The 18018-nt window shown below is 67.6% G+C and carries 16 protein-coding genes; 11 read left to right on the plus strand and 5 right to left on the minus strand.

The annotated features are described in order from the left end of the window. Positions 1–21: 21 nt before the first annotated feature. Positions 22–1347, minus strand: a complete 1326-nt coding sequence (locus DM992_RS31015) for a substrate-binding domain-containing protein (RefSeq protein ID WP_111019957.1) — start codon at positions 1345–1347, stop codon at positions 22–24. Positions 1348–2027: 680 nt separating this feature from the next. Between DM992_RS31015 and gspF the strand changes: the two genes are divergently transcribed. Then, positions 2028–3245, plus strand: a complete 1218-nt coding sequence (gene gspF / locus DM992_RS31020; RefSeq protein WP_111019958.1) for a type II secretion system inner membrane protein GspF — start codon at positions 2028–2030, stop codon at positions 3243–3245. An 8-nt stretch (positions 3246–3253) separates the two neighbouring features. On the opposite strand, the gene DM992_RS31025 is transcribed toward gspF, so the two are convergent. Further along, positions 3254–3700 carry a type II secretion system protein N gene (locus DM992_RS31025; protein ID WP_111019959.1) on the minus strand — a complete coding sequence of 149 codons (447 nt, stop codon included), beginning with the start codon at positions 3698–3700 and terminating at the stop codon, positions 3254–3256. A 54-nt stretch (positions 3701–3754) separates the two neighbouring features. Here DM992_RS31025 and DM992_RS31030 point away from each other — a divergent pair, with 54 nt between their 5' ends. The 5 genes from DM992_RS31030 (at position 3755) to DM992_RS31050 (ending at position 7287) form a co-directional block, all read left to right on the plus strand. Then, positions 3755–4282, plus strand: coding sequence for a GspH/FimT family pseudopilin (locus DM992_RS31030; RefSeq protein WP_111019960.1), 528 nt, complete (start codon positions 3755–3757; stop codon positions 4280–4282). A 174-nt stretch (positions 4283–4456) separates the two neighbouring features. Beyond that, positions 4457–5203 carry a TonB C-terminal domain-containing protein gene (locus tag DM992_RS31035; RefSeq protein ID WP_111019961.1) on the plus strand — a complete coding sequence of 249 codons (747 nt, stop codon included), beginning with the start codon at positions 4457–4459 and terminating at the stop codon, positions 5201–5203. Between the two features lie 6 nt (positions 5204–5209). Continuing rightward, the gene (locus DM992_RS31040) at positions 5210–5761 is read left to right on the plus strand and encodes an RNA polymerase sigma factor (RefSeq protein ID WP_111019962.1); all 552 of its coding nucleotides are present in this window, start codon (positions 5210–5212) and stop codon (positions 5759–5761) included. 11 nt (positions 5762–5772) lie between these two features. Then, positions 5773–6768: a FecR domain-containing protein gene (locus DM992_RS31045; RefSeq protein ID WP_111020494.1), complete on the plus strand. Its 996-nt coding sequence runs from the start codon at positions 5773–5775 to the stop codon at positions 6766–6768. A 258-nt stretch (positions 6769–7026) separates the two neighbouring features. Then, complete coding sequence (locus DM992_RS31050; RefSeq protein ID WP_239511384.1) at positions 7027–7287, plus strand: DUF4880 domain-containing protein; 261 nt, start codon at positions 7027–7029, stop codon at positions 7285–7287. Between the two features lie 219 nt (positions 7288–7506). Here DM992_RS31050 and DM992_RS31055 read toward each other — a convergent pair whose 3' ends face one another. Further along, positions 7507–8331: a hypothetical protein gene (locus DM992_RS31055; protein WP_111020495.1), complete on the minus strand. Its 825-nt coding sequence runs from the start codon at positions 8329–8331 to the stop codon at positions 7507–7509. A 182-nt stretch (positions 8332–8513) separates the two neighbouring features. Between DM992_RS31055 and DM992_RS31060 the strand changes: the two genes are divergently transcribed. Beyond that, a complete protein-coding gene (locus DM992_RS31060) occupies positions 8514–10157 on the plus strand; it encodes a transposase (RefSeq protein ID WP_111019964.1) in 1644 nt (547 codons plus the stop codon). Between the two features lie 87 nt (positions 10158–10244). Here the strand turns inward: DM992_RS31060 and gspK are convergent, their stop codons facing one another. Continuing rightward, positions 10245–11240, minus strand: a complete 996-nt coding sequence (gspK, locus tag DM992_RS31065; protein WP_111019965.1) for a type II secretion system minor pseudopilin GspK — start codon at positions 11238–11240, stop codon at positions 10245–10247. Positions 11241–11272: 32 nt separating this feature from the next. Continuing rightward, positions 11273–11821, minus strand: a complete 549-nt coding sequence (locus DM992_RS31070; RefSeq protein ID WP_111019966.1) for a hypothetical protein — start codon at positions 11819–11821, stop codon at positions 11273–11275. A 694-nt stretch (positions 11822–12515) separates the two neighbouring features. Between DM992_RS31070 and DM992_RS31075 the strand changes: the two genes are divergently transcribed. The 4 genes from DM992_RS31075 to DM992_RS31090 all read left to right on the plus strand — a co-directional run bounded on the left by DM992_RS31075 (position 12516) and on the right by DM992_RS31090 (position 18012). After that, positions 12516–13688 carry a TIGR03032 family protein gene (locus DM992_RS31075; protein ID WP_111020496.1) on the plus strand — a complete coding sequence of 391 codons (1173 nt, stop codon included), beginning with the start codon at positions 12516–12518 and terminating at the stop codon, positions 13686–13688. After that, positions 13688–14335, plus strand: coding sequence for an adenylyl-sulfate kinase (gene cysC, locus DM992_RS31080; RefSeq protein ID WP_239511385.1), 648 nt, complete (start codon positions 13688–13690; stop codon positions 14333–14335). The genes DM992_RS31075 and cysC overlap by 1 nt, the downstream gene beginning before the upstream one ends. Positions 14336–14486: 151 nt before the next feature. After that, the gene (locus DM992_RS31085) at positions 14487–16139 is read left to right on the plus strand and encodes a ShlB/FhaC/HecB family hemolysin secretion/activation protein (RefSeq protein WP_239511386.1); all 1653 of its coding nucleotides are present in this window, start codon (positions 14487–14489) and stop codon (positions 16137–16139) included. Positions 16140–16206: 67 nt separating this feature from the next. Then, on the plus strand, positions 16207–18012 hold the full coding sequence (locus tag DM992_RS31090) for a MotA/TolQ/ExbB proton channel family protein (RefSeq protein WP_111020498.1): 1806 nt from the start codon (positions 16207–16209) through the stop codon (positions 18010–18012). Positions 18013–18018 lie beyond the last annotated feature (6 nt).

Here is an 18018-nt window from a genome sequence, read left to right on the forward strand (position 1 = left end):
AAAAATCAGCCTGAAGAACGCTTAACGACCGGTAACCGTGCCTGCGCAGACGCCCGTGTTGCCGATGTCGAGGTTGAAGCCGCTCGTGTTGCTCAGGAAGTCGGCCGAAATCGCGGTCTGATAGTTCGACGGGACCGTGTCGAAGCCATTGCCATGAACGATCGACGCGAAGCTGGCGTTCGTGTAGTGGCTGTTCAGGAAGTCGTGCACCGCCGTTTTGACAGTTGCATCCTTATAGCACTGGCTCAGGATGATCTGGCTCGTGCCGGAAACCGGATAGCCGGAAGCCGGGTTGCCTGCATTCGGCACCCAGTTTGCTTGGTTGGCGGCCTGCGCCTTGAGTGTCGGCGGGGTTACAGAACCCAATGCCGTAGACGCGTTCGTGTAGTTCGGTGCGTAGTACACGCCATTCGTCTTGTTCACGAGGCTGGCCACCGGCAGTTGCAGCGCGCCGGCCGACGTCACGACCGTGCTCGACGGGGCGAGGAACGTATTCGTGTAATCCGGGCTCAGGTACGCGAAGGCTGCCGTACCGGCCGACGAGAAGCTCGCCACCGCATTACGCACGCCACCGCTGCCCGATGCTGCAACGAAGTTCGCCGGCACGACGCCGCCCGGGAACGACGCCGTGAACGTCAGCGAGTCGACAAACGTGACACCGGCTTGCGTGTTGGTCGTCGTACAAACAGCGGCCAGGTGGCGCGTCAGCAGTTCGGTCGTGCCGCTGCCGTCTGCACGATAGACCACCTTGATCGGCGTGCTGGTCGTCGTGTACGCCGAACCCGTTTGCGGGTTGATGACGGGGTTGGCGCCGCTCACGCCGGCCCAGTCGGTGATACGACCCGAGAAGATCCCGCACAGATCGTCGTCGTTCAGCGCGATGCTATGCGCCTGACCCGGCGTCGTTTGCGGCGTCGTCGTGCTCGTCACGGCCGGGCCGTTGACGACCGGCACCGTGATCGGCGTGACGATGTACGGGATCTGGATCAGCGGGCCGTTGGTCGCGCCGAGGCCGGCCTTGTACGACGTGAGCTGGGCGGTCGACAGTGCCGCATCGCTGTTCGCGAAGTGGACCGTGCCCGTGACGCCTGCGCCGAAGAACGTCGGCTGGTTGTTCAGGAATGCGTTCTGGCCTGCGCCCGAACCCACCGAGAAATACGTGAACGAGCCTTCGGCGGTGCCGAACAGGCCGATTTCGGTCGCGCTGTTGCCGATCGCACCGATGGTCGGGGCGACGAGCGACGAACCGCCGCCTTGCACGTTCGGCGAGGCCATCGCGGCCGTGGCGCCCAGACCGGAAACGACGAGAGCGAGGACTTGACAGATCTTGCGCTTGCTGGATTTCATGAGAAATTTCCTTGGACGAAGATAAACGGGAACCCCTGCTACTGCGGTTGGAATGCTTATGGACCGCCGGATAACTGTAGGGGGAAATCCGTATGACGCGTGTGAATTTTTCATAACGAATGGTGTGTAACATTTTCGTCGAATAAACCATTGCGTTATTCGGATTGATAAAGCGTCGATTTCACTGGTATTCGATGTGTGTCGTGATTCCCTGATGTTGAGATTGCACCGTGGAGCGTTGCTGCGTGCTTTCGAGCCGCCTTGTGGTGGGGTGCAGGGGCGCGTTTTCGTGCGTCACTCTGGCTGGTCCGCGCATGCGGTGCCGCGCTATAGCAACTCCAAGTCAGTTTCGTGGCGGATGCTACGGAACATTTCTTCCAGAGGCAAATGAGCTGCATGTTGAGATATTTCTGAAATTGATTGAATGAGTTTTATAAAGTAAAGCTGATTCGAGCGTTCCTGATCGTTAATGTTTGAATGACTGCTTATGCAATCCGGAATGAAATCGTTTTTTCCGATATAAGAATACCGATCGAAAGTAATAAGGCCCGCTCAAAAATGTAGCCCAACATCCGTCACAAATTTGCGCCGGTTCGCTCCTTAGTCTTCCCCGGCGACTCCGTTCGGCGTGTTGCGCGACGTCGTCGGAAAAAACGTACGCGTGACACGAGGGCACAGACATGTCGGCATTCCGCTACGAAGCGATCGATCCCACCGGCCGCACGCTGAAAGGCGTGCTCGAAGCCGACAGCGCACGCGCCGGGCGCAGCCATCTGCGAACGCAGGGGCTCACGCCGCTCGTCGTCGAACTCGCCGCGCAACGCCAGCACGGCGAGCGTCAGCAACGCCTGTCGCTCGGCCGCAAGCTGTCGCAGCGCGAGCAGGCGATCATCACGCGCCAGCTCGCGAGCCTGCTGGTCGCGGGGCTGCCGCTCGACGAATCGCTGTCGGTGCTGAGCGAGCAGGCCGAACGCGAATACCTGCGCGAGCTGATGGCGTCGATTCGCGCGGAAGTCGTTGGCGGTCACTCGTTCGCGAATGCGCTCGGCCAGCATCCGCGCGATTTTCCCGACATCTATCGCGCGCTCGTGGCGGCGGGCGAGCATACGGGCAAGCTCGGTGTCGTGCTGTCGCGTCTCGCAGACTACATCGAGCAGAGCAACGCGCTGAAGCAGAAGATCCTGCTCGCGTTTACATATCCGGGCATCGTCACGCTGATCGCGTTCGGCATCGTCACGTTCCTGCTGAGCTACGTGGTGCCGCAGGTCGCAAACGTGTTCACCAGCACGAAGCAGCAGTTGCCGACGCTGACGGTCGTGATGATGGCGTTGTCCGATTTCGTGCGGCACTGGTGGTGGGCGTCGCTGCTGGCGACGGTCGCGATCGTCTTCGCGATCCGCAAGGTGCTGTCGCAGGAAGGGCCGCGGCTCAGGTTCGATCACTGGCTGCTGACCGCGCCGCTCGCGGGCAAGCTCGTGCGCGGCTACAACACGGTGCGCTTCGCGAGCACGCTCGGCATCCTGACGGCCGCCGGCGTGCCGATCCTGCGCGCATTGCAGGCGGCCGGCGAGACGCTGTCGAACCGCGCGATGAGCGCGAACGTCGACGATGCGATCGTGCGCGTTCGGGAGGGCTCGGCGCTGTCGCGGGCGCTGGCCCACACGAAGACGTTCCCGCCGGTGCTCGTGCACCTGATCCGCTCGGGCGAGGCGACCGGCGACGTGACGACGATGCTCGATCGCGCATCCGAAGGCGAATCGCGCGAGCTGGAGCGTCGCACGATGTTCCTGACGAGCCTGCTCGAACCGCTGCTGATCCTCGCGATGGGCGGCGTCGTGCTCGTGATCGTGCTCGCAGTGATGATGCCGATCATCGAGTTGAACAACATGGTGCAGTGAGACGCGGCTCAGCGCACGAACACGTTCACCTTCTCCGCGGCAGGCAGCGCGATCTCGCGTTGAAGGCCGTTGCGGTCGACGACGATCGAGCGCGCTCGAACCTCGGCGAGCTTCGCGGCTTCGCCGATCGCGGCGCCGAGCGACACGACGCGCGACGCTTCGCCGCCGATGCTGACGATCGCGGCCGCGCGGCGCGCGTCGAATGCGAGTACGCCGAGCAACTGGATCGCATCGCGGCCGTTGTCGGGCTTCGCGCCGAAGAGCTGCGCGCTCGCGGTGACGTCGAACGGCGCGGGCGGTGCGACAGGCGAAGGTGCCGGTGCATCGGACACGCTCAGCAAACGCACGGCCCACAGCGATACGGCGACGAGCGCCGCGCCGGAAACGAGCGTCGTGACGAGCGGCAGGAGATCGGCGCGGGACGGAACGAAGCGGAGCAGGGCGAACGGTTTCATGGCGACAGGTCGGTGCGATGGACGATTTCCATTCTTTGATGAAAGGGTGAATGCATGATGACGGGCCACGACGAAACCCGAACGTCGCGCGCAGGCGGGCCGCATGAGAACGCACTCCGCCGCACGCAACGCGGCTTCACGCTGCTGGAGATGCTCGTCGTGCTCCTGATCGTCGGGCTGCTGGTCGCGGTCGTGACGCTCGCGCCGTCGCGCAATCGCCGTACCGATCTGGCGGAGGAAGCGCAGCGCCTCGCGAACCTGCTCGAATCGGCCGGCGACGAAGCGCAGGTGCGGTCGATGCCGATCGCATGGCAGCCGGTCGGCGGCGGCTACCGTTTCGTGCAGCGCATGGAAAGCGGCGCGTGGGCGCCGATGACGGATGAACTGTATCGCGCGCGCCGCTGGGGCACCGAAGTCACGGGCGTGTCGGTGCGTTACACGGGGGGCGGCGAAGCGCCGTCGCGGATCGTGCTCGGCAGCGAAAGCATCGACGTGCCGGTGACGATCACGCTGTGGTCCGGCGATGTGCGGATGGCAGTGGTCGGCACGGGCATCGGCAACTTCGTGGTGCGCCGGCCATGAACCGCATGCGGCGCCCGCCACGCGCGTGACGCGCGAAAGTGGTGCGCGCAGCTACACGGTTCACCGGACTGTCATAGTACCCGCTCACAATCTGTCGTTCGCTTGCGACGGAACCGCTCACGGGGGAGCGCGTTCCGGCATGCAACGTGCAACTCCACTTCCGTCCAGGGATTCATGACTCGTTCACGGGCGCCGACCGGTGTCCTGGCGCTCGTCGCGTGGCTCGCGTTCGTCGTGCTTTGCATGCGCGGCGTACAGGCGCAGGAGACCGGTTCCATCGGCCTCCAGCCGGGCAGCGCGGTGCATTTCGATCTGCCCGCGCAGCCGCTCGCGAAGACCTTGCAGGATTTCGCGCGGATGACCGAACTGATCGTGCTGGCGCCGGCGCCGCTGCTCGACGGGCGCACGAGTGCGCCGGTCCGGGGCGAATTCGCACCGCGCGACGCGCTCGAGCGGATGCTGGCCGGAACGGGGTTGCGTGCGGAATTCTCGCGTCCGGACGAAGCGATCATCGTCGCGCAGCCGGCCGCCGAGACGGCGCCCGCGACGGCCGACACGCCGGCGGATGCGGCCTTGCCGATCGACGGGATCGGCGATTCCGGCGAGCGGCGCGCGTTCGCGGGCTCGCTGCAGGCGCATCTGATCGATGCGCTGTGCGCGCAGCCGGCGGCCGTGCCGGGCAGCTATCGACTCGTCGCGCAGGTGCGCATCGACAACAGGGGGACGGTGGTGGCGGTCAACATGGTGGCATCGAGCGGTTCGGCCGCCCGCGACGCGGCGGTGATGCGCGCGCTGCGCGCGCTGAAGCTGGACGACGCGCCGCCGGCGGACTTGCCGCAGCCGGTCACGATCCTGCTGCGGCCGGCCGGCAATGGCGTGCATTTCCGCTGTCCGGTGCCGCAGCCGGCCGTTCGGGGCTAGGCCGCCATGTCCGACAGCAACCGCTCCGGGCTCCGGAATCTGCTGGCGACGCGCTACGCGTACCTGGTCAGGCGCCTCGAGCGCGTGACGGGGTCGAAGGACGGCGCCGCCGATGCACTGCACGAAACCTGGCTGCGCCTCGAAAATGCGAACGTCTCCACGCAGGTGACGAATGCGGACGCCTATATCCTCGGGATGGCGAACAATGTCGCGATCGACCAGCATCGCCGCGAACGGCGCCATCTGCACGACGACGATGTCGAGACGCTGCTCGAGATGCCCGACGAACTGGCCGACCCCGAGCGCATCGTCGCGGCGCGCCGCAAGGTCGATACATTGAAGGACGTGCTGCGCGGCCTGCCGCCGCGGCGCCGCGCGATCCTGCTGGCCGCGCGCGTGGACGGCCTGCTGAACCGCGAGATCGCCGAGCATTTCGGTATTTCGCTGCGGCTCGTCGAAAGCGAGCTGAGCGCGGCGATGAAGTACTGCCTGCAGCGCATGCAGGAAGATGACGGTGATTCGTACACGGGTTCGCGAGGCGGCCCGCGCAAATTTTGAGCATCCGGACGATGACGAAAGCCCAGGCCGAACCTGCCCACGACGAACTCGACGAAGCGAGTGCGTGGCTGCTGCGTCTGCGCTCGGGGAGCGCGACCCAGGCCGAAGCCGACGCGTTCGAGCGCTGGTGCGCCGATCGTCCGCAGGCCGCCGATCTGCTGCGCGACACCTGGAGTTCGCTGCGCACGGCTGCGACCGAGCTCGCGCACGAGGAACGCGCGGCCGCTGCGTGGGCGAACATTGCAAAGCGCGAGCGCACGATGCGCACCGGGCGGCGTGCGTTCATCGGCTTTGCGGTCGCGGCCGGTGCGTCGTGGCTCGCGTTGCGCCCGCCGATGGAATTGTGGCCTTCGCTCGGCGATCTCGCGGCCGATTACCACACGGGCACCGGCGAGCAGCGCAGCATCACGCTGTCGTCGCGCGTGACGGTCGAACTGAATACGCAGACGCGCGTCGACGTGCTGCCGGCGAGCGATGCCGCGCACGGTGTCGAAGTCGTCGCGGGCGAGGCGGAGATCGACGCGGCCGTGCCGCCGGCCAGCCGTGCGACGCCGATCCAGCCCGTCATCGTGGTCGCGGGCGGCGGCCGCATGCAGGCGAGCGTCGCGCGCTTCAATGTGCGGCGCACGGGCTCGCAGGTCTGCGTGACCTGCCTGTCGGGCACGGTCGCGCTCGAGCATCCGCGCGGCGCACGCACGCTGAATGCCGACGATCAGGTGGTCTACGACGATCGCGGCGTGCAGCCCGTGTCGCGGATCGATCCGGGCGCAGTCAGCGCGTGGCGGCGCGGCATGCTGGTGTTCAACGGCGTGCCGCTCGCGGATGTCGTCGACGAGATCAACCGCTACCGGCGCGGCAAGGTGATCCTGCGCAGCGCGTCGCTCGGTGCGAACCGGATGCAGGCGCAGTTTCCGATCACGCGGCTCGACGACGTGATCGACATGGTCGGCCGCCTGTACGGCGCGCACATCACGCACCTGCCCGGCAACATCGTGCTGCTGAGCTGACGCGGCTTCCCGCGTTTCAATTCCCCGTCTTCCTTCCGCGGGCGATTCATGCGCCTCCTTTCCGGCTGTCCGCACGCTGCGGGTTACGGCCGTCCGATACGACCTGATCAATGAGGGCCGGCAAACGCCGGGCTGTCTTTCGTGGCAGCCCGGCGGGGCGTCGTCGGACCCGAGGCGTGGGTGGCAAGCGCCCCGGTCGCGCAGCGATGCGCGGTGCGGGGGATGTGTGTCGAGGGAGCTTCGGGCGGTGGCGTGATCATGAACGAATCGCAACGGGATGAGGATTCCGGCGACGCAAACACGCGCGCCGACGCGATCCGCGAGGGCGCGGTGCGCTGGCTGCTGTGGCTGCGCGCCGGCGACACGACGGAACACGAACTCGACGCTTTCCGGCGCTGGCGCACGCAGAGCGACGAGCATGCGCGCACGGTCCGCGAGCTGATCTGGATGTGGGCCGTGCTGGAGACGGTCGGGCGCCAGGAGCCGGGTGAGCCGGGCGGCTCGACGCGCACGCATTGATTCGGCGAGCGGGCGCAGGAAGAAAGTCTGCGGGTTACGCGGGCTCGCTTCGACCTTGTATATGAGAGAGCGAGGGGGCCGTGAAGAGGGGCTGTAGAGGGGGCCGTAGAGCGGGACCGGGGGCCGGATCGGCCCCCGGATCACCGTTCGTGCAGCGGGGCGGCATGCGGCGAGGTCTTGCCGGCCGGACCTCGCAAGCCCCGATTCACGAATCGGGATTCAGGATGGCGACCCGCGCTGCCTGCCGGCACGTGCGCCGCTCCACGCGGCGTCGAGCGGATCGCCGGCGTCGCGCAGCGGCTCGCGCAGAAAGGGAAAGCGTTCGACGAACGGTGCGGATTCTTGCAGGGCCACGATATGGTTGACCATCCATTGCAGCAGCTCGCCGCCGTGCCGGACCTGTTCCGGGCGCCAGTCCGGCATCGTCGAGAAGAGGGCAGAGAAGCCGCTCCAGCGCGACGGACGGTCGTTGTCGCCGGGTCGGAAATAAGTGTTCATCGCGACATCGTGCGCGTCGGTCAGCGTGCCGACGAACAGCCCGTGCGGCGTCGGCACGCCGATCTGCTGCCAGCCTTCCGCGAGTGCGAGCGAGCGCATCACGCGCGCCGCGACGAACGCGATGCGCGTTTCATGCTCGATTTCCGCGAGCGACAACACGCCGTTGCGCTGCATGCAGCGCGCGACCGCATGCGGCCGGATCGCGTTCGACGCGAAGCTGCGCAGCACGAGGTCGGGCACCGTCAATTGAAGCTGGAATTCGCGCAGGCCGTGCTCGGCGCTCATCGTCGAGAAATTGACGAACAGTCCTTCAACGTGGCCGAGCACGCCGACGTACGGCTCGAGCCCGAGGCGCGCGAGCTTCGGCGCGATCTGGCGTTCGAGCAGCCGCATCAGGTTGCGGCGGTTGCGCACGCCCGCGAAATCGTCGATGCCGCGCGTGACGACGTCGCTGATTTCCCAGCGGCGCTCGTCGGCGACGAGCCGCGGCGAGCCGCTCAGGTCGAACCGGGCGCGGCCGTGCGCCACGCGTGGATCTACGTACATGCCGGTGCCTCGTGCATCGATTGCGGGCGGACCGCCGCGACGGCGCGTCGTCGCGCGGATCCGGTCGTCCACGATGCTGCGGCGCCGAACGCGCTCCGTCAAGTGCGATCGCATCGCGGCGCACGCGCGCGCATGCCGCTGCGGCGGCCCGCGCAATCAACCAGACAGTGTGGGGTAACCCGATGATGCGCACGATCGTGGAACGCTTTGTCGAGCAGAGCCCGATGACGATCATGACGCGGCTCGTGCTGCAGTGCGCGCTGCACGACGACTGGATCGGCGCCGCGGCGGACGCCGGCGACGAACCCGACGACGAGTCGACCCGCGAGGCGCTGTTCGCGCTCGCCGTCGACGCGATCGCGGCGATTGCCGCGTGGCAGCGGATGCCGGATGCAGTCGGCGCGGCTGCGCCGGGGTTCGGCGCAGCCATAGCGGCGCTGCACGACCGCATGAGCCGGTGGCGGTCCGGCTGGGGGCGTGCGCTGGCGAAGGACAGCGTCGAACTGCTGCTGCCCGTCGCGTCGGTGCGCACCGTCGACGGCGCGCGCGTGGTCGACGGGATGCGGCTGCGCGTGCTCGACGGTGCGGGCGATGCATGCGCACCGCGGGCTGACGGTTGCGGTTGCGGACGCGCGTGCGACGGCCCTGCGGGCGATGCCGCCGCGGGCGGGCCGCGCGTGCTGCCGGTCTACGATCCGGATCTCGGGATGATCGTCGACCTGCTGCCTTACGAGCGCGGCCGCTCGCATGAGCGCGCCTTCGTCGGCGCGCTGCTCGAAACGGTCAGGCCGGGCGAGCTGTGGATCGTCGACGGGCGCTTCGATACGGACGCGATCCTGTCCGGCTGGCCGCGCCGCGGCGGCGCGTTCGTCGTGCGCGAATACGGCCGCGCGGCCGCGTGCCGGCCGCTGGGCGACTGGCAGGAAGCCGGCGGGCTCGGCGACGGGCACGTGTACGAACAGTCCGTCGGGATGGCCGGCGATGGCGGAGTATCGGGCGCGTTTCGGCGGATCGAATGGCGCCGCGCCGCGGCGCACGGCGAAACCGGCGAAATCGTCACGCTGCTGACCGATCTGCCGGCCGAGCGGTTCGACGCGCCGCAGGTCGTGCAACTGTCGTGCCGGCGCTGGCGCGACGCGTTGCCGCTGTCGCTCCAGCCCGTGACGGGCGGCGCGCTGTTTGGCGGCGTGCCCGCGCGCGCGGCGCTGCTGGCGAGCGGGATCGCGGCGTTCGCGTACAACGCGCTCGGCGTGATGACGCGCGTCGTCGGCGGTGCGCTCGCGCTCGACGCGCGCGACGTCGAGCGCCTGCCGTCGCTGATCGCCGACGGCGTGACGGCCACCTATGCGGGGATGATGATCGCGCTGCCGCCCGCGTGGTGGGAGCGTTACGACCAGCTGCCCGCGACGGCGCTCGGCCAGATCGTGCGCATGCTCGCCGTGCACGTCGATCCGCGCAGCGAACGGCGCCGGCGTCGCGACAACCGGCTGTCCGCGAAGTCGCAGGCGCTGCTGCGTGCGGCGACGCTCGAGCGCCTGATGCACGACGACGGCGACGATCCGGCCGCGAACGTGTTCAGCCTGCGCACGATCGCGATGGCGACGCGCGACTTCAGCAGCAATCCGTCGAAGGCGCTGCGGCACGCGGGCGAGGCGCTCGTGATGGTCACCAAATACAACCGGCCGATCGCGCTGCTGGTGTCGATCGACGACTGGAACCGGCTGCTCGGCGAAGTGCGCGAGACGAGCCTCACGCGGCTGTCGTTCGCTGCGGCGGCGTCGCAGGGCGTGCGCCCGGTCGCATTGAGCGAATCGTCGTTGAACTAGCGGGCGTTGATGCGCAATGCGGGCCGATGACCGCGCGTTGCCGGCCCGTCACGCGACGCGCCACGCAAGTGCACACCGCTCCCGGCTTCAGCTCGCGAGCCGTCGCACCCAGATGACCGACGTCCACGCGAAATTGCCGCTGCCGTAGCGCGCGATCAGCGTGTCGACGCGCGCGTTGATGCGTGCCGAATGCACGCGGCAGTGCACGATGAAATAACCGCTGGTCACGCCGACGGACGAGCCGTCCGGCAGCGTCGGGTTGCCGCCCTGCGCGGGCAGCAGGTATTCGGCGATGTCGCCGGTGCTGACGAAATATGCGGTGGCGCGCCGGTCGACGAGCCGTTTTGCCTGGCTGGGCGACAGCGTCGGAATCGCGGCGACGAGCACGGGCTCGGCCGCGGTGTTCGCGTTGACGACGGTCAGGTCGGGCAGGATCGTCACGAACGGCGCGAGCGTTTCGATCGCATGTGCGTCGTAGCCGGGGATGCGGGCGAGATCGTCGACGGACACCAGTTGCAGCGGCCAGCCGCCGGGGCCGTTCGCGTCGCGCAGCGAGCGCAGCATGTAGTCGGCCGTCTGCTGCGCGAGCGCGGGTTCGAGCGATAGCTGGCCGAGCAGCCGCCGGTACGCCAGAACACCTTCGCCGTTGGACTGCCACGGCTTGCCGGGCGCGGCGCGCGATACGAGGTTCATCAGGTTGAAGCGCGCCTGCGCATCCTCGACGCTGCCCGAGATCCACGCGCGCGACAACTCGGCGTTGACCGCCAGCGCGTCGGACGGCAGCAGGTCCGAAAGCTGCACGTCGGCGACCGGCGCGGACCACGGCTGGCCGACGAACGTGACGTTCGACGTCGCGCTTTGCGCGCGCAGCGTCGCGCGCGCCCATTCGACCGCGGCGCGCTCCACCCACATCGTCTGCGTCGCGAGCCGCTGGTTCTCGACGTCGCGCGTCGCGACCTGCTGGCGCCACAGCACGCTGGCCGCGAGCGCGGCTGCCAGCGCGACGACGAGCAGCACCGTCACGATCGCGATGCCGCGTTCGCGCCGCACGTGCGCGGTCCTTCCTGTCCCGTATCGATGCATCCGCGTGCCCCCGCAGTGTCGGCGCGGCGCGCTCAGACCTCGAACGCCAGCCACGCATGCGCAGATGACGTGACGCCGAACAGTGCGGCGAGCCCCGCCACCCAGCACGCGAGCGTAGCGGGACGCATGCCGTCGGCCGCCAGCGGGCCGACGAGGCTGGCGATCGCGTGCGAACGCCACAGCAGCAGCACGAACAGCGCGCAGCCGACGGTCATCGCGATGCCGAACATGTGCAGCGCGACCGCCGGGCGTCGCGTGAACGGCGCGCGGTGATGCCGCTGGTTCGTCGCGACGATCGCGACTCCGTTCGCGACGGGGACGATCGCCATCGCAAGCGCCCAGAACAGCGGCTGGTCGCTCGACGAATTGATCAGCAGCAGCGTGCCGATCGTCCAGATCGGCGGAGCAAGCAGCGTGAGCGCGGTCCAAGACAGCAGTTGCCACGCGAGCCAGGGCGTGCGCCAGCGCAGCGGCGGATTCGGCGCTGCATGAGCGGCAGGCGGAAGCAGCCGGCCCGGCGTTCCGACGGCGCCGGACCATCGCCCGGCGAGCCACCGTACGAGCATCGTCGCGAATGACATGGATCGTCCTGTCGTTGATGTTGTCCGTTCTCAATAGCTAGGACGAAGCGGGTGGGCGCAAGCCGCAGGATTTCATGCGTGCCGGCGGTTTGCCGTGGGGCGGATCGGGAGTCCGCCGCGCGTAAACGGTCTCGGCGCAGTCCCGGCGGTCCCCGGCCGGGTTTCGCGTGCGTTTCGTGAATATCTTCAGCGGAATGTCACAAAAACTTCCCGGTTGAAACCGGAGGATGGTGCCGGCTGCACGCTGGCGCGTTGCGTTTTCGCACGTCGGCCAGCAAGACGGCGACACGTTTGCCGGCGGTCCGTGCGCAAGTGCGGGCCGCTGAAGAGCCGGAGATCGGCCGGGCAACGGCACGCACACGAAACGGGGGCCACGCAAGGTCATGCGCCGCGTCTCGCGAGCATCGCGCGAGGGGCTGGCTGCGCGCGCATTGCAGTCCGCGCCTTGTCGGTTGCACGGCATGGCACACGCGGGCCGCTTGTGTCGACCGTTTGCCCGTGGCGGCAGAACGGTCGACGTCACGCAAAAAAATTGCGGCAATGCGCGCTTCGTTCCGTCTAGGTAGGTGGGAGCTGCGACTTGGTGCGCCGTACGCGGCCCCGTTCGAGACCGATGCACGTGCGTCGTGTCGGCGGGCGGGACGACGCGGACGCGCGCATTTTTCTCATCACGCGGCGTGAAGCCGACAGGTGCATGACAGTGGAACAGTTCGAGGAAACCCGGCCGGCCGGCGATAGCGGCGCGGCACCGGACGACGTATCGGCGCGGGAAGCGGAAGCGCTCGCGCCGGTCATCAACCTGCGCGACACGGGGCGCTTCCTGCAGGTGCTCGACGCGCTCAAGTGCTCGCTGGCCGTGAGCCGGCGCCCGTCCGGCGTCGCGGTGATCGGCGTCGACGGCGGCATGCCCACGCTGTCCGCGTGCCTGTTGCCGCGCTCGATGGGAATGGCCGTGTCGGGCAACCGGCTCGCGGTCGCGACGATGCACGAGCTGATGGTGTTTGCCAACGTGTCGACGCTCGCGCCGCTTTATCCGGGCCGCCCGGATCATTACGACGCGATGTTCGTGCCGCGCATGTCCTACTACACCGGCGATCTCGACCTGCACGACATGGCGTTCGACAAGCACGTCCTGCTCGCGGTCAACACGCGCTATTCGTGCATCAGCGTGATCGACGGCTATTTCAACTTCACGCCGATCTGGCAGCCGCCGTTCGTGACGGCGACGGTGCCCGACGATCGCTGCCACCTGAACGGCATGGCGTTCGCCGACGGCAAGGTGCGGTTCGTGACCGCGCTCGGGATGAGCGACGAGCCGTTCGGCTGGCGAAGCGGGATGGCCGGCGGCGGCATCGTGATGGAGGTGCCGTCCGGCCGGGTCGTCGCATCGGGGCTGTCGATGCCGCATTCGCCGCGCGTGATCGGCGGGCGTCTGCACGTGCTCGAAGGCGGTCGCGGCCACGTGCTGCAGATCGATCCGCAATCGGGCGCACGACGCGTGCTCGCGAAGCTGCCGGGCTTTACGCACGGCCTCGCGGAATACGGCGGCGTGCTGTTCGTCGGACTGTCGAAGCTGCGCGACAAGCGCGGCCCGCAGGGGTTGCCGATCGAAAGCGAATCGGATGGGCTGGTCGCGGGAGTCGCCGCGCTCGACGCGAACAGCGGCGACGTGCTCGGCATCCTTCAGTTCTTCAATGGCGTCGACGAGATCTTCGACGTGCAGGTGCTGCCGAACGTGCGGCGTGCCGAAATCCTGAGCCCGCATCAATGGGCCGAGACGCCGTCGATCGTGACGATGCAGGGCGGCTTCTGGCAGACGCGTCCGCGCGAGGACGACGAGCCAGCGAACACCGGCGGGCGAGCGTGATGAAGAGCGATCGTTGCGGGTTTTCCGGCGTCGTTTCGTCCTTATCGGTAGACGCGGCGTATGCGGTGTGCGGCGCGTCGTCGCAACGGGCTGGCGGGGTGCTGTGGCTCACTGGGCTGTCGGGCGCGGGCAAGACGACGCTGGCCGACGCGCTGGCGGCGCGATTGCGCGACCGAGGCGTGCATCCCGTGGTGCTCGACGGCGACCGGCTGCGGACGGGGCTGAATCGGGATCTCGGTTTTACGGTGCAGGATCGTTTCGAAAACGTGCGGCGCATCGCCGAAGTCGCGGCACTGACGAGCGAATCCGGCGCGCTTGCGATCGTCTCGGTCATTTCTCCGCTCGTGGCGATGCGCGACGAAGCGCGATCGATCGTGGGGCAGGCATTTCGCGAAGTGTATGTGAGCACGCCGCTGGCCTGCTGCGAGGCGCGTGATCCGAAAGGGCTGTATGCGAAGGCGCGGGGCGGCGTGCTGCCGGAATTCACGGGCGTTTCGTCGCCGTACGAGCCGCCGGTGGACGCCGACCTCACGATCGACACCGGCCGCACATCGCTCGCGGTGTGCGTCGATACGCTGATGCGATTCGCGCACGCGCAGTTCGGTTTCCCTGCGGATGCGCGGGCGGTGCAGATGCGTTGCGGCTGAGTTCGAATCGAAGCGTGTGAAAAGCATTGCGCTGATCATGATAAGGATGACGAATAAAGCGTCATCAAAATGAAACAGGCATTTGATAGCGAAGCGGGCGACGGGTGCCGAGCACTTCGCTGCGATCCGGAACAACAAAGGGGAATGGCGCATGCCGCCGAGAGTAGACCGCAAGTCACGCGAACGATGGCGGCTGAACTGCCGATGCCTGGCCGGCGCCGTGCTGGTCGGAGGGCTGGGCCTCGCGCCGGGCATTCATGCGCAGGAAGCCGCCGCGCCGGCCGCGAAGGCGGCGCCGTCGGCGCCGCAGACGTTCGACGTGAATGCCTTCGTGGTGCGCGGCAACACGACGCTGCCGACGATCGAGATCGAGAAGGCCGTGTATCCGTTCGAAGGGCCGGGCCGGACGCTCGCCGACGTGAACGCGGCTCGCGACGCGTTGCAGAAGGCGTACCAGGAGCGCGGCTACCAGTCGGTCGTCGTCGAGCTGCCGCAGCAGCAGGTGAAGAACGGCGTGATCCTGCTGCAGGTGACCGAGGCGAAGGTCGGGCGCCTGCGCGTCGACGGCGCGAAATACAACTCGCCGCAGAACATCCGCGATGCGGTGCCTGCGCTGGCCGAAGGCCAGGTGCCCGATTTCAACCAGGCGCAGCAGCAGCTCACCGACCTGAACCGCTCGGCGGACCGGCAGGTGATCCCGGTGCTCAAGCCGGGCGCGCAGCCGCAGACGGTCGACGTCGACCTGAAGGTCGATGATCACAGCCCGCTGCACGGCACGCTCGAACTGAACAACGACAACAGCCCCGGCACGTCGACGTTGCGCACGAGCGCGAGCCTCAGTTACTCGAATCTGTGGCAGCTCGGCCACGTGATTTCCGGCACCTATGTGATCGCGCCGCAGCATCCGAATGATGCGCGCGTCTACGCGTTCTCGTATCTCGCGCCGATCAGGGACACGCGCTGGAGTTTCCTCGCGACGGTCGTGCACTCGGACAGCAACGTCGCGTCGGTCGGCGGCACGAACGTGCTCGGCAAGGGCACGACCTACGGCTTCACCGCGATCTATGCACTGCCGGCGACGGAGACGTATGCGCATTCGGTCAGCATCGAGATCGACCGCAAGCATTACGACGAGAACGTGAGCCTGGTGGGCCAGACGTCCACGGCGCCGCTGACCTATGTGCCGGTGACGTTCTCGTACAACGGCCAGCTCAGCCTGAAGAATTCGCAGACGTCGTTCTCCGCGTCGTTGACGACGAACATCCGCGGCCTCGGCAGCGACTGGGGCGCGTGGGACAACAAGCGCTACAACGCGACGCCCGATTTCGTGTACGGCAAGTTCGACGTCAACCACACGCAGCGCTTCGCGAACGACATGCAGGCCAATGCCCACGTCAGCGCGCAGATCTCGAACTCGCCGCTGGTGTCGAGCGAGCAGTTCGCCGCGGGCGGGATGAACAGCGTGCGCGGCTACATGCAGGCGGAGGACACGGCCGACAGCGGCGTGATCGCGTCGCTGGAGCTGCGCAGCCCGTCACTGTCGAAGTGGTTGGGCGGCGCGGTCGGCAGTCGTGTGAACGAATGGCGTTTCCACGCGTTTTTCGACGCGGCGCACCTGTGGCTGCTGAGTCCGCTGCCCGAGCAGACGTCGCGCTTCAACCTGATGAGTGTCGGCTTCGGCACACGGCTGCAGATCATGAAGTACGCGAGCGCGGATTTCGAGGCCGGGTGGCCGTTGAAGGCGGGCGTCTATACGCGGCAGTACAGCCCGCGATTCGATTTCTACGTACGGCTGGGGTTCTGACGGATTTTTTTTGATCGTGCCGGGGCGATGCGACGAGCGCGGCGCCCGCACATTCGGGGAGTGGATCGTGAAGCGAGTCTTGTTTTTCCTGTTGGCGGTGATGTTCGGCGTGCTGCCCGGCATCGCGAACGCATGGTGGCAGAACGACTGGTCGTACCGGAAGGCGATCACGGTCGACGCGAGCGCGAAGGGCGCCAATCTCGCGGAATCGGCCGGCCGCGTGCCGCTGCTGATCCGTCTGCATTCGGGCAACTTCCAGTTCGACGGGCTGGCCGACAACGGCGCGGATATCCGCTTCGTCGCCGCCGACGACAAGACGCCGCTGAATTACCACATCGAACAATACGATCCGGTGCTCGGCGTCGCGCTGATCTGGGTCGACGTGCCGAAGATGCCGGCCGGTGCCGCCGAGTCGATCTGGATGTACTACGGCAACAAGAAGGCGCCGGACGGCGGCAAGCCGGCCGAGACGTTCGATGCCGACTACACGCTCGTCTATCACTTCAACGGTGCGGCGGGCGCGCCGCCGAAGGATGTGACCGCATACGGCAACAACGCGCAGAACGCGTCGTTCCGCACGGTCGAGGACGGCATCGTCGGCAAGGGCGCGCGGTTCGACGGCAGCGGGGCGCTGACGCTGCCGGCGAGCCCGTCGCTGAACCTGGCCGCAGGCGGCAGCTTCACGTTCAGCGCGTGGGTGAAGCCGTCGGCGCTGGCGCCGAACACGGTGCTGTACAGCCGCCGCGACGGCGCGAACGCGCTGCTGATCGGTCTCGACAACGGCGTGCCGTTCGCGGAAGTCGACGGCGCGTCCAGCAGCCCGGCGCCGGTGCGCACGCCGGCCGCCGCGCCGGTCGCCGCGAACCAGTGGACGTATCTCGCGGTCACGGCCGACGGCAGGAACCTGACCGTCTACGTGAACGGCAAGCAGGCCGCGCAGGTCGCGGCGACGCTGCCCGCGCTGAACGGCGCGGCGACCATCGGCGCGGATGCGGCCGGTGCGCCGGCCGGCCTGGCTGCTTATACGGGCGCGCTCGACGAACTGCGCTTGTCGAAGATCGCGCGCTCGCCGGCCGCGCTCGCCGTCGACGCGCTCGCGCAGGGCTCGGAATCGAAGCTCGTCGCGTATGGCGCCGACGAGAAGCAGTCGGGCTTCGGCTTCGGTTACTTCGGCGTGATCGTGCAGTCGGTGACCGTCGACGCATGGGTCGTGATTGCGATCCTGCTCGGCATGGCGTTCGTATCGTGGATCGTGATGTGGACGAAGGCGCGCTACGTCGGCACCGTCGACAAGGCGAACCAGTATTTCGTGCAGCGCTTTCGCGAAGTGGCCGGGCGACACCTGGTCGGTCTCGCGCATGTCGACGAAGCGAGCGACGATGGCCGCCGGCTGTACCAGTCGTCGCTGTACCGGCTGTACAAGGCCGGCGTGCATGAAATCCACAGCCGCGTGGACGGCAACGGCCGCACGGTGATCACGTCCGAATCGATCGAGGCGATCCGCGCGTCGATGGACGCGACGCTGGTGCGCGAGAACCAGCGGCTGTCGAAATCGATGGTGCTGCTGACGATCGCGATCTCGGGCGGCCCGTTCCTCGGCCTGCTCGGCACGGTGGTCGGCGTGATGATCACGTTCGCGGCGATCGCCGCGGCCGGCGACGTCAACGTGAACGCGATCGCACCGGGTATCGCGGCTGCACTGCTCGCCACCGTCACCGGCCTGTTCGTCGCGATTCCCGCGCTGTTCGGCTACAACTACCTGCTGATCCGCAACAAGAACGTGACCGCGAACATGCAGGTGTTCGTCGACGAATTCGTCACGCGACTCGCCGAAGCGCACCGCACGCCCGATCACGCGGTGCTGGCCGACTGAACGCAC

This window comes from Burkholderia sp. JP2-270 (assembly GCF_003233675.1).
In the GTDB taxonomy this organism is placed as follows: domain Bacteria; phylum Pseudomonadota; class Gammaproteobacteria; order Burkholderiales; family Burkholderiaceae; genus Burkholderia; species Burkholderia pyrrocinia_C.

Excerpts from the sequence above, each read along its gene's own strand:
- cysC (WP_239511385.1), top strand. The coding sequence starts at position 13,688 with ATGAAGAGCGATCGTTGCGGGTTTTCCGGCGTCGTTTCGTCCTTATCG.
- gspK (WP_111019965.1), bottom strand. The coding sequence starts at position 11,240 with ATGCATCGATACGGGACAGGAAGGACCGCGCACGTGCGGCGCGAACGC.
- DM992_RS31045 (WP_111020494.1), top strand. The coding sequence starts at position 5,773 with ATGACGAAAGCCCAGGCCGAACCTGCCCACGACGAACTCGACGAAGCG.
- DM992_RS31075 (WP_111020496.1), top strand. The coding sequence starts at position 12,516 with ATGACAGTGGAACAGTTCGAGGAAACCCGGCCGGCCGGCGATAGCGGC.
- DM992_RS31070 (WP_111019966.1), bottom strand. The coding sequence starts at position 11,821 with ATGTCATTCGCGACGATGCTCGTACGGTGGCTCGCCGGGCGATGGTCC.
- DM992_RS31040 (WP_111019962.1), top strand. The coding sequence starts at position 5,210 with ATGTCCGACAGCAACCGCTCCGGGCTCCGGAATCTGCTGGCGACGCGC.
- DM992_RS31025 (WP_111019959.1), bottom strand. The coding sequence starts at position 3,700 with ATGAAACCGTTCGCCCTGCTCCGCTTCGTTCCGTCCCGCGCCGATCTC.
- DM992_RS31085 (WP_239511386.1), top strand. The coding sequence starts at position 14,487 with ATGCCGCCGAGAGTAGACCGCAAGTCACGCGAACGATGGCGGCTGAAC.
- DM992_RS31060 (WP_111019964.1), top strand. The coding sequence starts at position 8,514 with ATGATGCGCACGATCGTGGAACGCTTTGTCGAGCAGAGCCCGATGACG.
- DM992_RS31030 (WP_111019960.1), top strand. The coding sequence starts at position 3,755 with ATGATGACGGGCCACGACGAAACCCGAACGTCGCGCGCAGGCGGGCCG.
- gspF (WP_111019958.1), top strand. The coding sequence starts at position 2,028 with ATGTCGGCATTCCGCTACGAAGCGATCGATCCCACCGGCCGCACGCTG.
- DM992_RS31035 (WP_111019961.1), top strand. The coding sequence starts at position 4,457 with ATGACTCGTTCACGGGCGCCGACCGGTGTCCTGGCGCTCGTCGCGTGG.
- DM992_RS31015 (WP_111019957.1), bottom strand. The coding sequence starts at position 1,347 with ATGAAATCCAGCAAGCGCAAGATCTGTCAAGTCCTCGCTCTCGTCGTT.
- DM992_RS31055 (WP_111020495.1), bottom strand. The coding sequence starts at position 8,331 with ATGTACGTAGATCCACGCGTGGCGCACGGCCGCGCCCGGTTCGACCTG.
- DM992_RS31050 (WP_239511384.1), top strand. The coding sequence starts at position 7,027 with ATGAACGAATCGCAACGGGATGAGGATTCCGGCGACGCAAACACGCGC.